At 61.7% G+C, this 14,503-nt stretch carries 11 protein-coding genes and 1 pseudogene; 8 read left to right on the plus strand and 4 right to left on the minus strand.

Features of this window, described 5'->3' with window-relative positions; all coding sequences use genetic code 11:
• Positions 1-348: 348 nt before the first annotated feature.
• Both AC1DO7_RS38255 and tnpC read left to right on the plus strand, forming a co-directional pair.
• Positions 349-2,322: pseudogene (locus tag AC1DO7_RS38255) on the plus strand (Tn3 family transposase); the annotation flags it as partial.
• Positions 2,315-2,659, plus strand: coding sequence for a Tn3 family transposase post-transcriptional regulator TnpC (tnpC, locus tag AC1DO7_RS38260; RefSeq protein WP_441621716.1), 345 nt, complete (start codon positions 2,315-2,317; stop codon positions 2,657-2,659). The pseudogene AC1DO7_RS38255 and the gene tnpC, both read left to right, overlap by 8 nt.
• 736 nt (positions 2,660-3,395) lie before the next feature.
• Here the strand turns inward: tnpC and gorA are convergent.
• The 4 genes from gorA to AC1DO7_RS38280 all read right to left on the minus strand — a co-directional run bounded on the left by gorA (position 3,396) and on the right by AC1DO7_RS38280 (position 8,117).
• Positions 3,396-4,787 (minus strand): glutathione-disulfide reductase, encoded by a 1,392-nt coding sequence (gorA, locus tag AC1DO7_RS38265; protein ID WP_441624363.1) that lies wholly within the window; start codon positions 4,785-4,787, stop codon positions 3,396-3,398.
• 175 nt (positions 4,788-4,962) lie between these two features.
• On the minus strand, positions 4,963-5,862 hold the full coding sequence (locus tag AC1DO7_RS38270) for a LysR family transcriptional regulator (RefSeq protein ID WP_441624361.1): 900 nt from the start codon (positions 5,860-5,862) through the stop codon (positions 4,963-4,965).
• Between the two features lie 123 nt (positions 5,863-5,985).
• Positions 5,986-7,281, minus strand: coding sequence for a 3-hydroxybenzoate 6-monooxygenase (locus AC1DO7_RS38275; protein WP_441624359.1), 1,296 nt, complete (start codon positions 7,279-7,281; stop codon positions 5,986-5,988).
• An 86-nt stretch (positions 7,282-7,367) separates the two neighbouring features.
• Entirely contained in the window at positions 7,368-8,117 is a 750-nt protein-coding gene (locus AC1DO7_RS38280; RefSeq protein WP_441624357.1) for a glutathione S-transferase family protein, read from the minus strand.
• 125 nt (positions 8,118-8,242) lie between these two features.
• On the opposite strand from AC1DO7_RS38280, the gene AC1DO7_RS38285 reads away from it, so the two are divergent.
• The 6 genes from AC1DO7_RS38285 to AC1DO7_RS38310 all read left to right on the plus strand — a co-directional run.
• Positions 8,243-9,535, plus strand: coding sequence for an MFS transporter (locus tag AC1DO7_RS38285; RefSeq protein ID WP_441624355.1), 1,293 nt, complete (start codon positions 8,243-8,245; stop codon positions 9,533-9,535).
• A gap of 28 nt (positions 9,536-9,563) precedes the next feature.
• Positions 9,564-10,655, plus strand: coding sequence for a porin (locus AC1DO7_RS38290; RefSeq protein WP_441624353.1), 1,092 nt, complete (start codon positions 9,564-9,566; stop codon positions 10,653-10,655).
• A gap of 73 nt (positions 10,656-10,728) precedes the next feature.
• The gene (locus tag AC1DO7_RS38295) at positions 10,729-11,427 is read left to right on the plus strand and encodes a fumarylacetoacetate hydrolase family protein (protein ID WP_441624448.1); all 699 of its coding nucleotides are present in this window, start codon (positions 10,729-10,731) and stop codon (positions 11,425-11,427) included.
• Positions 11,428-11,440: 13 nt separating this feature from the next.
• On the plus strand, positions 11,441-12,079 hold the full coding sequence (maiA, locus tag AC1DO7_RS38300) for a maleylacetoacetate isomerase (RefSeq protein WP_441624447.1): 639 nt from the start codon (positions 11,441-11,443) through the stop codon (positions 12,077-12,079).
• Between the two features lie 20 nt (positions 12,080-12,099).
• Positions 12,100-13,143 (plus strand): gentisate 1,2-dioxygenase, encoded by a 1,044-nt coding sequence (gene gtdA, locus AC1DO7_RS38305; protein ID WP_441624445.1) that lies wholly within the window; start codon positions 12,100-12,102, stop codon positions 13,141-13,143.
• Positions 13,144-13,161: 18 nt separating this feature from the next.
• On the plus strand, positions 13,162-14,503 hold a 1,342-nt coding region (locus tag AC1DO7_RS38310; RefSeq protein WP_441624443.1), incomplete at its 3' end, for a fumarate hydratase.

Below are 14,503 nucleotides of genomic sequence, written 5' to 3' on the forward strand. Positions count from 1 at the left end.
AGGGAAAGGGATGGCCCGGGCGAAGCGGCTACCCCAGACAAGATGGTTCTGAAATGACTGCCCCCATGCACGATCAGGCGGAAACTGCAGATAGCTACTTTATCGAGGCCACACTCGTCGCTGCGCTCGTGCCAATGGTTCCTTACGAATTCTCGCGCCCAATCAACGCAGTACGACTTCGGGACCTTTCTGCCGACTCGTCGTATTCGACGTCCTCGGGCCCGGCGTAATAGAGAGGCTGGAAGGTCTCATCGGCTTCCCTCGCCTGGCACCCAGCCTCACCCACGGGCATTGGCGCATACTGCACCACTCGCTAACCGTTCGATTTCGCCGAGGGCGAGGACTGCTCAGATCGGCGTAGAGGTACGGCGCCTTCTTGCCCCCTCAGGCGATTTAGAGCCTCTACGCGAGAACTGCGCTGAGGTCCGCGCCTTCAGCGGGAACAACTACTTGCCCCTTTTGTGGCGGCATTTTCGCCCGCACCGCTCGGTAATGTTGCGCCTGGCCGAAGTGCTGAAGTGGCAGTCAACCAGCCAGTCGTGCACCCTACTGGCCGCACTGGCAGTGGTGTTGAAGAATGCGGATCTACACCGCGAATGGCTTTCCGCCGACGTCGATCTGAGCTTCGCCTCGGAGCGCTGGCGCAAGCTCGTATATCGCTCTGACAATCTGGGGCCCGGCATCAATCGGCGCCATCTGGAGCTCTGCGTACTTTCGCATATGGTCGCCGAACTGCGCTCTGGCGACCTCTGTGTCGTCGGCTCAGACGCGTTTGCCGACTACCGGCTGCATCTGTTGTCCTGGCGTGAATGCGAGCGCCGCCTCCCTGACTACTGCGCCAAGCTGGAGATGCCGACCAACGCGCAGGATTTCGTTGCACACCTACGTCAGTGGTTGGCCGCGACGGCACAGAACCTGGACGATAGTTTTCCGGATAAGCGTCAGCACGTCACCATTGGCCGCAACGGCGAGCCGGTACTCCGCCGGACCGTCGCCAAGGAAATCCCCGCCAGCGCGCTTGCGCTTCAGCAGACGCTGATCGGCCACATGCCGAACCGCAACCTGCTGGACGTCCTGGCCAACATCGAGCATTGGACCCACTTCACGCGCCACTTCGGCCCGCTTTCAGGCAGCGATCCCAAGATCCGCCACGCCGCCGAGCGCTACTTGCTGACGATCTTCGCGATGGGCTGCAATCTCGGACCCACGCAAGCAGCTCGCCACATGGGCGAACGGGTGACGCCGCACATGATGTCGTTCGTCAATCGGCGACATATGAGTCTCGAACGGCTTGAAACCGCGCAGCGCGAACTGATCGAGTTGTATCTCCAGCTCGACCTGCCCAAGCATTGGGGGGACGGTAAGACCGTGGCGGCTGACGGCACGCAATACGACTTCTACGACAATAACCTGCTCACGGGCTACCACTTCCGCTACCGCAAGAAGGGCGCGGTGGCTTACCGGCATGTTGCAGACAACTACATCGCCGTATTCCGACACTTCATCCCGCCCGGCGTGTGGGAAGCGGTCTACGTCATCGAGGGCTTGCTTAAGGCAGGCTTGAGCGTGGAGGCAGACACGGTGCATGCCGACACTCAGGGCCAGTCAGCTGCCGTTTTTGCCTTTACCTACCTGCTTGGCATCAACCTGATGCCGCGGATTCGTAACTGGCAGGATCTGAAACTTTACCGAGCCTATCCCACCTCCAAGTATCGTCATATTGAGCGCCTTTTTTCGGGCGCGGTGGATTGGGACCTGATCGCCCTTCACTGGCAGGATCTGATGCAGGTCGCGTTGTCGATCCAGGCCGGAACCATATCCTCTCCCCTACTGCTGCGCCGCTTGGGATCGGATAGTCGCAAGAATCGGCTCCTGCTGGCCGCCCAGGAACTGGGCAAGGTTGTTCGCACCGTGTTTCTGCTGGAGTGGATCGGCAGCCGCGAACTGCGCCAGGAAATCACTGCGACGACCAACAAGATCGAGTCCTACAATGGCTTTGCCAAGTGGTTCTCGTTCGGCGGCGATGTTCTGCCCGTGAACGATCCCGACGAGCAGCAAAAGCGATTGCGCTACAACGATCTGGTCGCCTCCGCAGTGATCCTTCAGAACACCGCCGACATGATGCAGGCGCTTCGTGCCATGGAGAAGGACGGTATCAAGGTCGACGTAGACGACATCAGCTTCCTTAGCCCATATCTCACCAGCAACATCAAGCGCTTTGGCGACTACAAGCTAAACCTTGAGCGGACTCCGGAGGCTTGGATCCGCGACAGTCTTTTCACTACCCCCGCATTCTCCGTTTGGAAACCACGCCATGCCTAACACCCAGACCCCTTATGGCCCGGTTGACACCGATGCCTTGCATCGCCTGCAGGACAGCTTCGACACCAGCGAGATCCTGCGCATTGTGGACCTCGTCGATACGATACGAGCCCGAGTCAGCGAGCCGGCAGGAATTCGCGACGACTTACTCCAGTTACATGGCATGGCCCATACGGTTCTCAATGGTGCCAGTCTCGTCTCAGGAGCAACGGATCCAGCCTTGGTCGAGCAGGCCGAGACCATTGTGGAGGAACTGGAAGACTTGATTCGGGTGCTCCAACGCGCTGTGCAGGCGCTGCGCCCACTAGAACTTCTCCGACCTTCCGGCGACGCGTGACAGGCTTGCTGCATCGATAGGTGCACCGCCCTTCAATAGTCGACCGTCCATCTTGGACTGCCTTCGAGCCATTCTTCCGGCTGAACACCAGACAAGCCCTTGATACGCTTCGAGCGCTCGCCTTATATCGAAGATGTGCAGTTAGACGGATTCATCATAACTGGGAGGATTATGATAGTGGATTGGGCGTATCTTGGTCGCAGGCCAAGATCAGTATCGCGGGCGTGGGCAAGCGCAAGCGCATCTACTGGTATCCGGAGAGCGACAAGCACTAAAACCCMGCATCASGCAKWCGTTGGAWGCGRCGAGGCARACTGCGTATGCGCGCGCAGTGCAMGGCGCGCGGTKGCGCTGGCCCGTCTCGCGCCCGTRTGCTCCAACCCCGTCAAGAACGCAAGGTCGGCAACTGCCGCGCGAGTACATCGATCCGACGCTTGCCTTTTCCTTGCGCGCCTGCGTGGCCGCGTGGGGCTGACGCTCGGCGTCCCGCTCGCCGATGGGCGGCCCAGCGTGTCGCGTGATAGCAAAGACTCCGGTGTTGCTCTGTTGGTTTTCGCCTGGCAGACTTCGGCCGGCGAGCAGCAGGCGTAGAACTGGTCAGAAGCTGCGTCGCCGCTGAATCAACCAAGTGCCCGCATGCAATCGGCGCATAGTTGCGATCTGCGACCTTCGTTCTCCCCGCAGGTTGGCGATAAGCTGTTTTTCCTGTGCCGCCACCCAATGGCAGGGTCAAACACTAGTACTCAGATCCGACGGGAACTTCGTAATGGGGCTCGGTAACGGCCGTTCTCATTGTGACGAACTCTTCGGCTGCCGTGGGGTGGATGCCGACAGTGTTGTCGAACTGAGCCTTCGAGGCGCCCGCGCGCATTGCCACGGCAAAGCCCTGTACCACTTCACCCGCTTCTTCACCGACCATGTGTACCCCGACCACGCGGTCGGTGTCGGAGTCGACCACAAGCTTCATCAGCGTACGCGTCACCCTGCCACTCAATGTATGCTTTAACGGGCGAAAGGTACTGCGGTAGATTGCTACCCGGTTGAAGCGTGCGCGTGCTTGTGTCTCGCTCAGGCCTGCGGTCGCGATGTTCGGATGGGTGAACACCGCCGTCGGAATGGTGGCGTAGTCCATGTGAAGTGTGCCGCTACCGAACAACCTGTCTATGAGCACGGTCGCTTCCCGCAGCGCGACAGGTGTGAGTTGTACGCGGTCGATCACGTCGCCCACGGCATAGACCGACGGCACGCTCGTCTGAAACCAGGTGTCGACCGCAATGGCGCCGTCGGGTGTTAGGGCGACGCCGATCTCTTCTAGTCCAAGTCCACTCGTGTTCGGCTTTCGGCCGGTCGCGCAGAGAACGGCGTCTGCCACAATCCGCTCGCCGTCACTCAGCGTGACGATGCGATGCCCGGCCTCAGTCTGTACCTCTCGTACGGTAGAGTTGAACCGAAACTCGATACCATCTTTTGCCATCTCTCCTTGCAGGAACTCCCGGACGTCGTCGTCGAAGCCGCTGAGCAGTCCCGCGCCACGGTGTACCAGTATTACCTCGGCGCCAAGCGCACGGTAGATTGAAGCGAATTCGCAAGCGATATAGCCACCGCCGACCACCAGCAATCGTCGGGGCACTTGCGGAAGATCGAACATCGCGTCCGATGTCATCACCAGTTCCCGGCCGGGGATGTCAGGAAGGCTCGCACACGCGCCGGTGGCGACTAGCACATGCTCTGCCGTTATCCGTTGATTTCCGATTACGACCGTGTGCGCATCGGCCAGCCGAGCACGGCCGTGAAGAACCTCGACGCCACCGGTCGCAAGCATATGCTCGTAGATCTCATTGAGGCGAGCGATCTCTGCCGCACGTCGATGCTTGAGTGTGGGCCAATCGAGTCGCTGGCCGGTTGGCAACGCCCAGCCAAAGCCGGTTGCCTCCTCGAAAGCGTGCGCGTAGCTCGCCGCGTAGCTGTAAAGCTTCTTGGGAATGCAACCGGCATTGACGCACGTGCCGCCCATGGCACCTTGCTCCACCAGGGCGACGCGTGCGCCGTGCCCAGCTGCCAGGCGAGCAGCGCGCACACCTCCGCTGCCACCGCCAATCACCAGGATGTCGACGTCGAAGGCCTGCATGTTCTTCTTGATTTGGTTCTGCATAGGAAGCTCCGTGAGCCGGTCAAACCRGCAAGTCCCAGCGAATGAGTACGCGGAATACCGGGCTGACTATCGTCGAAAGCAGACGCATCAGGCAATGCCGTGGGGGTAAAGACGCTGATTAGCGTTTTGAATGACAGCCGCCGCGCAGTGGCTACTTGCAGAACAATGCCGTGTTGACCCCGCGCAACCAGCGGTTACCGGGGTCACCATGTTGGCTACGGTGCCAGTGCTGTTTCACGTCGTAGTGAGGGAAGTCGAAGGGAGGGGCAAGCAGACGCAACTCGGCGTGATCAGCGTAGACCTCGCCGATCGATTGGCTTACGGTGGCAATCAGGTGCGTTGTGGCGATCACGTGCGGAATGCTGAGGAAGTGCGGACAGCATAGCTGCGCATTTCTTTGGATGCCGTTCTCCCGCAGATATCGCTCTACGAGATCATGAGTGCGGCTCTCGGATTGCACCACCGCGTGGGAGGCTCGGCAGTATCGTTCCCGAGTTAGGGTTCTGACAGCGAGTGGGTTGTTCCTTCCAGCAAGGCAGACGAAGCCGTGAGTGAACAGCCGCTGCTGGTACATGTCCGTGCCGGAAAGGTCTGGCAAGTGCCCCATTGCGAGGTCTACTTCGCCGCGCTGCAGCCCCTCGCCGAGTTCGCGCGGGCTCAATGATACGGTCTTGACGCTCACATGGGGCGCCACGCTAGCCAAATGCCGTAGCAGCCGCGGTAGGAACGTCAGCTCACCAATATCCGACATCGCGATAGTGAAGGTCCGTTTGCTCGATGACGGCTCGAACTGCGGTGTGACAAGGATACGCTCCCGTACCCCGGCGAGCATGTCCTGTATGACCGGCGCGATGTCGACCGCCCGGGCTGATGGCTGCATGCCAGCGTGGGCCTTGACGAAAAGCACGTCTCCCACCTGCTCGCGCAAGCGCTTCAGCGCATGCGACAACGCGGGCTGGCTAAGCCCGAGCTCTTCCGCAGCCCTTCCCAGATGGCGGTGACGCCATAAGGCGTCGAAGATACGCATCAGATTAAGGTCGAACTGATCCATGCGCAGAATGAAGCGATCCGTTGCTGAGTCGATGCGCGCCGGTGCGCGCGGAACGGGAGCGTCCGCCAGGCTCGCTACCGTGAATGCCTCATGGTAGCGACGCCATCGGGAGCCGTGCGAAGCTTAACATACCCGCTGTGGCTGAGTAGTGTCATCCCTTTTCTCGGAGTCAGTAGCGACGTGCATACCATCTTCGGCAGCGACGCAATCGGGCGACGCGCGCCATTGCCGCACATATGCCGGCGCGGTGAACAGCCATGCCAGCCGGTCGTAGTATTCGGATGGCGTTCGACCCTCAAAGACCGAATTGCGTACTAGACGCTCGACACCGCCAGCATGGTAGATCCGGTCCAGCATCAGCGATGAAATCTGAACGCGCGCCGACCGCACGATCCGCACATCCTGATACCTCTGAAACGCCTGTTCGCAGGCGCCATCTGCGGCGTCCAGCTCTGTGGCGAGCGAGATCGCATCTTCGAGCGCCATGGCAGCACCCTGTGCAATGTACTGCACCATGGGATGTGCTGCGTCGCCCAGCAGGGTCACACGGCCGGCGGTCCAGTTAGCGACTGGCGCGCGTTGACGGAGCACGTAGCGCTGGAACACCGGGGCCAGCGACAACACGCGCCTGGGTTCCGGGGCCCAATCCGCGAATGCGGCGGCGGCCTCCTCGGGTGACGCCTCGCCTTCTTGCATTTCCCGGCGGTCGGTCCTGACAGTCGCGCCGACATTGAACTGACTCCAGTCTCGTACCGGGTAGTAGATCAAATGCGCATCGGGTCCGGTCCACAAAGTGGGATAGGGATGCTGCAGCTCGGGAGGCATGCGGGATACGGGCACCAGGGCGCGGTAGATCACCGCACCGATTGGCACTGAGTCGCCATCCCCGATCAGTTGCTGCCGGATCCTCGAGTGGACGCCGTCGGCGCCAATAAGCGCGGCTCCACGAAGCGTTGCACCAGCATCCGTGGTGATTGTGACGATATTTCCGTACTGCTCGTATCTGACAATCCTGGTATCAGTCCTCAGTTCGACGAGGGGATGCTGGTCGCACGCCTCCAGCAAGGCGCTGTGCACATCGGCGCGATGTGCTACAGCATAGGGATTGCAAAAGCGCTGCTGAAACTCGCTGCCGCAGGGGATAACACCTACAGGCTCGCCGCTGATGCCATCCATCATCAGCATCTGCTCGATCAACAGCGCCTGTCGTTTGATCTCGGCGCCGACGCCAAGCGCATCCAGCACCGACAAGGCATTCGGCGCGACCTGAAGCCCCGCGCCGACTTGGCCGAAGCGGGGCGCTTGTTCGCATACAAGCACCCGAAACCGCTTCTGAGCTAGCGCCAATGCGCATGCGAGGCCGCCAATACCGCCACCGGAGACGATGATCGGTAGATCGTTCCTGCTCATCTTGGTCATTGAGACTTCCTCCACCTCAGTTCAATCGACTTACTAAGGACCGCCACTCGTGCCGCCTGCCTGAGCCGGCTCGCGGCACGGTTGGCTCAGGCTTCCTGCGGGCGGTAGGCAGCCGCGAACCGCTGGGAGTTGTCGGGAATGGCCTCGCGGTAGGCCGGCCGCTCCTTCGTTCGCGCAATCCAGTCCATCAACGCAGGCTTGGTGGACCAGAGCCCCGACAGGTTCAGCTCTTCGAGCCGATCGATGAACGGAGCCGCCGCAATATCCGCCAACGAGTATTCGCGGCCGCCGAGCCATCGGGTCTCCGTGAGCCGGCTCTCCATGCGTTCCAGAGCACGACTCATATTCAGGCGTGCGGCTTCGACCTTAGCTTCGTCGATCGGCGCGCGTGCTGCGCTAATAAGCTCTTCCGCGCGCGCCTTGTTGGGATGCGCGTCGACCATGGCAACCAGCTCGGCATCCGAGCGCTGCGCCAGGTCGGGACTCATCATCAGCGCGAACGTGGCTGGCCGGATCGCCGGGTGGAGCACATCATCTTCATACTTCACCCAAAAGCGTGCACGGGCGCGTTCGACCGGATCAACTGGCATCAGGCGAACTTCGGGAAATACTTCTTCCAGGTATTCGTTGATGAGCGTGCTTTCGTGGATGGGAACGCCATCATGGACAAGCGTGGGCACAACGCCGTTTGGATTGAGGGCGAGATATTCCGGCCTGGTGTGTTCAAGCTTCATCAGATCGACGAAGTTGCTTTCCCAGGGGAGGCCCTTCTCGGCGAGGCAAAGGCGGACCTTGATTGAACAGAACGAGCGCCAATCGTGATACAGCGTGAGCATGTGAGTCTCCGTGTTCGGTTGAGGCCGCACGGTCGCACTTCATCGATCGTGCACCCCACGACGCAGCACAGTGCACAGAACGTCGGTCTATAACTCGATTTTTGAGCATTCTGGAGGATGACTAAGTGATCGCAGATATTCGAAGAACGATAGATGAGTCGCCTATGAGTGAACTTCAGACGATGGCCGTGATCGTCTGCATCGTGCTGAACATGCTCGATGGGTTCGATGTATTGGCAATGGCATTCACAACGGCACGCCTAGCGCGTGACTGGCAACTGAATGGCAAGGAGTTCGGCATGCTGCTTAGCGCGGGGTTGATTGGCATGGGTGCCGGATCAATCTTGATCGCGCCGCTTGGTGATCGATTTGGCCGTCGCAAGCTCATACTGCTCTGCCTCTGCATTGTAGGCAGCGGCATGTTGGTGAGCGCCGCCACCCAAAACGCCATGCAGCTTGCAGCTGTGCGCCTCTACACGGGGCTTGGTATCGGCGGCATGGTTGCGAGCATTACTGTGATCGCCGGCGAGTATGCGTCGAACAAATGGCGTAGTACCTGCATTGTCATGCAGCATACGGGATATGCCGTCGGGGCTGCTGTGGGTGGGGTTATTGCGGGTTACCTGCTGTCAGTCTGGGGATGGCGAAGTGTTTTCGCGTTCGGGGGTCTGGCTACGATTCTGGCCATTCCCATGGCGTTCGCAGTGCTGCCTGAGTCGCTCGACCTCCTGCTGGCCAAGCGCCCTGCCGACGCGCTCGTAAGAATCAATCGCACACTGGCCAGAATGAAGCATCCTCCAATTGCCGCGTTGCCCGCCGCGACCACGGACACCAACGCAGCGAATGCCTGGGAGGGCTGGAGCGCACCGCTCAAGAGGCCATTGCTGGCCCGGACTCTGGCGCTCTGGTCAGCGTTCTGTTTCGTAATTGGCAGCTATTACTTCGTTGCAAGCTGGACCCCCAAGCTTCTGGTGGAGGCGGGCCTGTCAGCCGAGCAAGGTATTACCGGAGGGGTGTTGCTCAATCTTGGAGGCATTGTCGGCTCATCGCTGTTTGGCCTGCTGGCTGCCCGGCTTGGCCTGCGTCAACTGCTCACCATGACGCTGTTGGGCGGCGCCCTGCTCATGGTCGGCTTCGGTGCCAACATCATGTCCCTCAAGATCGGGATGGGGATAGCCGTGCTACTCGGTGCCGCCCTTACGGCCTCCGTTGCTGGACTGTATGCCGTGTCTTTAACGCTCTGGGTTGGCGGAATGATGTCGCCAATCGTGGTTGGGGTGTTGCTGGACATCGGGTGGAGCGTTCCTAGCCTGTACTTCATCTTCCTTCTGCCCATGGCCGGTGCCGCAGTTGCAGTGGTCTTTTTGGATGTACGGCTTCCGGCGCCGCGTGACCAACGCGGTTCGACAGTGTCCTGAAAAGAACGACATCACGAGGAGGAGACCTATGAAGTTCAATGAGCTGGCGCTAGCATGCGCCGCCGCCTTGCCCGCGCTCGCCTGCGCGCAATCCGTCACGCTTTATGGCGTAGTCGATTCCGGCGTCGAATATGTAAATCACATCGGTGCCGCCAATAGCAGTGTGGTCCGCATGAGCTCCCTGTCTGGCACCGTGCCATCCCGCTGGGGTTTGCGCGGCAGCGAAGATGTCGGTGGCGGAATGAAGGCAAACGTCGTGCTTGAATCTGGCTTCGCGCCCGACTCGGGACTCAGCAACCAGGGAGGGCGCCTGTTCGGACGCCAGGCGTGGGTCGGCCTGTCGGGTAGCTGGGGACAGGTATCGCTGGGTCGTCAGTACACCATGCTGTTTTGGGCGATGCTCGACCCGGACATCCTCGGCCCGAATACATTCGGTTCCGGCTCGCTGGATAGCTACATTCCCAACGCGCGCGCTGACAATGCCATTGCCTACAAGGGCAAGTTCGGAGGCCTGACAGTTGGCGCGACATACAGCCTTGGCCGCGACGCAGTGAACGCGGGGCCGAGCCCGGCGGGCACAAACTGTGCCGGCGAGAACTCGGCCGACCATTCTGCCTGCCGCGAGTGGTCTGCATTGGTGCAGTACGAGACCAGGCAGTTCGGCGTGGCTGCTGCCTATGATGTTATCCGCGGCGGATCCGATGCATTCGCGGGACTGAACACCAGTGGGAAATCCGACGAGCGCTTGTCGCTCAGTGCGTATGCACTAATGGACAGAACGAAGGTCGGTGCGGGCTGGCTGCGCCGCGACAACGAAGGCATTCCCACGGGGTTGAGCGACCTTTGGTATGCCGGCGCGTCGCATGACCTGACACCGGCCATCAACGTAGCCGGCCAGGTCTACTACCTGCGCTATCGGTCCAATGGCAACAGGGCAATACTGTACGCGCTGCGTGGCGTCTACAACTTCTCCAAGCGCACAACGATTTACGGCACGGCAGGTTACATCAACAACTACGGCCAGTTGTCGCTTTCCGTCAGCAGCGGATCGGCCGGGGCCAATCCGGGACCAGGTGCCTCGCAGCTGGGGGCGATGGTCGGCATCAAGCACGTCTTCTGAATGCGGCCCAGTCCGCCCCACTGGTCTCGCAGACGGTATCTGCGCAGCGAGACCTACACTCATGGAGTACCACATGACCTTTGTAATTCCGCCCATTCCTGCCGTTACGATTCCCGTGGTTGGCGGCAACGACCAGTTTCCCGTTCGCCGCATCTACTGTGTTGGCCGCAACTACGCCGCGCACGTGCGCGAGATGGGCATGGACCCGAGCCGGGAGCCGCCGTTCTTCTTCTGCAAGCCTGCCGATGCCATTGTGGTCGCACCAGTGGGCGCCGGCGCGCAAATCGCCTATCCGCCGGCGACCGAGCAGTTCCACTTCGAGATTGAACTCGTGGTGGCGATCGGCCGCGCGGGCCGGAACATACCGGTCGAGCATGCCAATGCGCACATCTGGGGCTATGGGGTCGGTATCGACATGACGCGGCGCGACCTGCAGATCGCGGCGCGCGACCGAGGCCGCCCCTGGGAACTCGGCAAGGGCTTCGATCAGTCCGCGCCAGTTTCGCTGCTGCATCCCGCCAGCGCGGTCGGCCATCCCGCCGCCGGAGAGATCTGGCTGCAGGTCGATGGACAGGACCGCCAGCGCAGCGACCTGGAGAACCTGATCTGGTCGGTGCCTGAAATCATCGCCAACCTGTCGACGTTCTTTGAACTGCAGCCTGGCGACCTCGTCTTCACCGGCACGCCCGAAGGCGTCGGGCCGGTGCGCAGCGGCGATGTCATGCGCGGCGGCGTCGCCGGGCTCACCGATGTTGAAGTGCGCGTAGCCTGAAGGCGGCCTGAGCATGGATCTGCACAACTTCTTCAACAGTTCCGCGGCGTATCGGGTGCGCATCGCCATGGCGCTGAAGAACATCCCCTGGAACCATATCGGCGTGAACCTGCGCGCCGGCGAGCAGAACCGGCCTGAGTATCAGGCGCTCAATCCGAACCGGCTGGTTCCGACGATGCACGATGGCGAGCAGACCATCACGCAATCACTGGCGATCATCGACCATCTCGATCGCAAGTGGCCCGTGCCGCGGCTGATTCCCGCCGATGGTCCGGCTCGCATACGTGTAATGGAGTTCGCGTTGACCATCGCCTGTGACTTGCACCCGTTGAACAATATGCGCGTGCAGAAGTATCTCAGCGCCCGCCTTGGTATTGCCGACGCTGACAAGGCCGAGTGGGTCGCACACTGGCTCACGGCCGGCTTCAGCGCGTTGGAGCCGTGGCTGCCCGCGGACGGCGGCTGGTGCGTCGGCGACGCGCCCACCCTGGCCGACTGCTGCCTGGTTCCGCAAGTCGCCAATGCGCAGCGTGCAGCGTTCAGCCTCGACCCTTTCCCCCGTGTGCGCCGTGCCTACGAGCACTGCATGCGTCACGAGGCCTTTCGTGTGGCAGCGCCGAGTGCCCAGCCAGATTACGTAGTCGCCCACTGATATCGATGCAACATCCGATCATGACAATCAACCCCACTCCTGACCTGTTGACCCGGCGCGACGCGTTCTACCGCGAACTGGAACCGCATGCGATGGGTGCCCTCTGGACGCGGCTGCGCAAGCTGATTCCTTCGGAACCCACACCCGCTGGCGTGGCGCACCGCTGGTCCTACGCCACGGCCCGTCCCTACCTGATGGAATCGGCGACGCTGATTTCGGCCGAGGAAGCAGAACGGCGCGTGCTGCTGATGGAGAATCCGGGCCTGCCAGGCTCCTCGCGCATCACCAGCACGATGTATGCCGGACTTCAGCTGCTCCTGCCTGGTGAGGTCGCCCCCGCGCACCGCCATACCCAATCGGCATTGCGCTTTATCGTCGAAGGCTCGGGCGCCTACACTGCCGTGGACGGCGAGAAGACCTATATGGAACCCGGCGATTTCGTCATCACGCCGGCCTGGACATGGCACCATCATGGCCACGAGGGCAACGCGCCCATGGTCTGGCTGGATGGCCTCGATATTCCCATCGTGTCATTCTTCAACGGTGGCTTCCGCGAGGAGTTCGATTCGGGCGAAGCACCGGTCACGCGACCCGCGGGCGATGCACTCGCACGCTACGGCACAGGTCTGTTGCCGGTAGGCTACCAGGCGTCCACGTTGAATTCCCCGGTCTTCAACTATCCCTACGCGCGCACGCGGGAGGCGCTGTTCGCGTTGCCACACGCCGGCGCGCCCGATCCGCACACCGGTCATCTCATGCGCTACACAAATCCGGTGGACGGCGGCTGGGCCATGCCGACGATCGCCACCATGATCCGGCTGCTGCCATCCGGCTTCGCGACCTTGCCGTACCGCTCGACCGACAGCATGGTCTTCGTCTGCGTGGAAGGCAGCGGCCATGTGATGATCGGCGACCAGCGGCTCGAGCTCGCGCCGCACGATATCGCCGTGGTGCCGGGCTGGAGCCGTTACACGCTGCATGCCAGTCGGGACCTTGTGTTGTTCTCGTACTCGGATCGCGTCGCGCAGGAGAAGCTCGGCCTGTTCCGCGAGCAACGCTTCTGAAGCGGGGTGGCCGGCATCATGACCACCGTCGTTTCGTATGGAGACTTTGTCGACAGCATCGCCGCGGCCCTGCAGTTCATCAGTCACCATCATCCTCCCGACTATATCCGGCACCTCGCCGCCGCCTACGAACGCGAGGCCAGCGAGCCGGCGAAACAGGCGATTGCCCAGATCCTGATCAACTCGCGGATGTGCGCGGAAGGCAGGCGTCCGATCTGTCAGGATACGGGCATCGTCAACATCTTCATACGCGTCGGCATGGACGTCCGGCTCGACGGATTCCCGTCGRGCGTMGTTGACGCTGCCAATGCAGGCGTGCGTCGTGCGTACCTCGATCCCGACAATACGCTGCGTGCCAGCATCGTCGARGATCCGCTGTTCGCGCGGCGCAATACCGGCGACAACACACCGGCGGTCGTCCATGTCGAACTCGTACCCGGCAACACCGTAGTGGTCGACGTGATGGCCAAGGGCGGCGGCAGCGAGAACAAGAGCAAGTTCGCGGTGCTGATGCCTAGCGATTCGGTCGCGGACTGGATCGTCAGCATGGTGCCGTCGATGGGYGCCGGCTGGTGTCCGCCGGGCATGCTTGGCATCGGCGTCGGCGGCACGGCCGAGAAAGCCATGCTGCTGGCCAAGCAGAGCCTGACGGCGCCGCTCGACATGCTCGATCTCAAGGCYCGGGGCCCGCGCAATGCGTTGGAAGCGCTACGCATCGACATCCATGACCGCATCAATGCGCTYGGYATCGGGGCACAGGGCCTYGGCGGATTGACCACCGTGCTCGATGTCAAGATCGCTACCTACCCCACGCATGCGGCGAGCATGCCTGTCGCCGTCGTGCCGAATTGCGCGGCAACGCGGCATGCCCGCTTCGAACTCGATGGCAGCGGCCCGGTCATGCTGGCTCCACCGTCTCCCGAYCTCTGGCCGGACCTGCCCTTGCCCGACGGCACAGCGAGCCGCCGGGTCGATCTGAACACCCTGACCCGGGAGGAAACCTGCACCTGGCTAGCCGGCGAGACCCTGCTCCTGTCGGGGCGCATGCTGACCGGACGCGATGCCGCACACMAGCGTATCGACGRGATGCTCTCGCGTGGCGAGCGCCTGCCAGTGGACTTCCGCAATCGCATGATCTATTACGTCGGGCCCGTTGATCCTGTGCGTGATGAGGTAGTGGGYCCCTGCGGCCCGACCACMTCAACACGAATGGACAAGTTYGCGGAGCGCATGCTTGCGTCCACCGGCTTGATCGGCATGATCGGCAAGGCCGAGCGCGGACCGGATGCGATCGGCGCGATCGTGAAAAACGGCTGCGTCTATCTGGCGGCGACCGGAGGCGCCGCCTATCTGATCTCCA

This window comes from Cupriavidus sp. 05N40 (assembly GCF_056397305.1).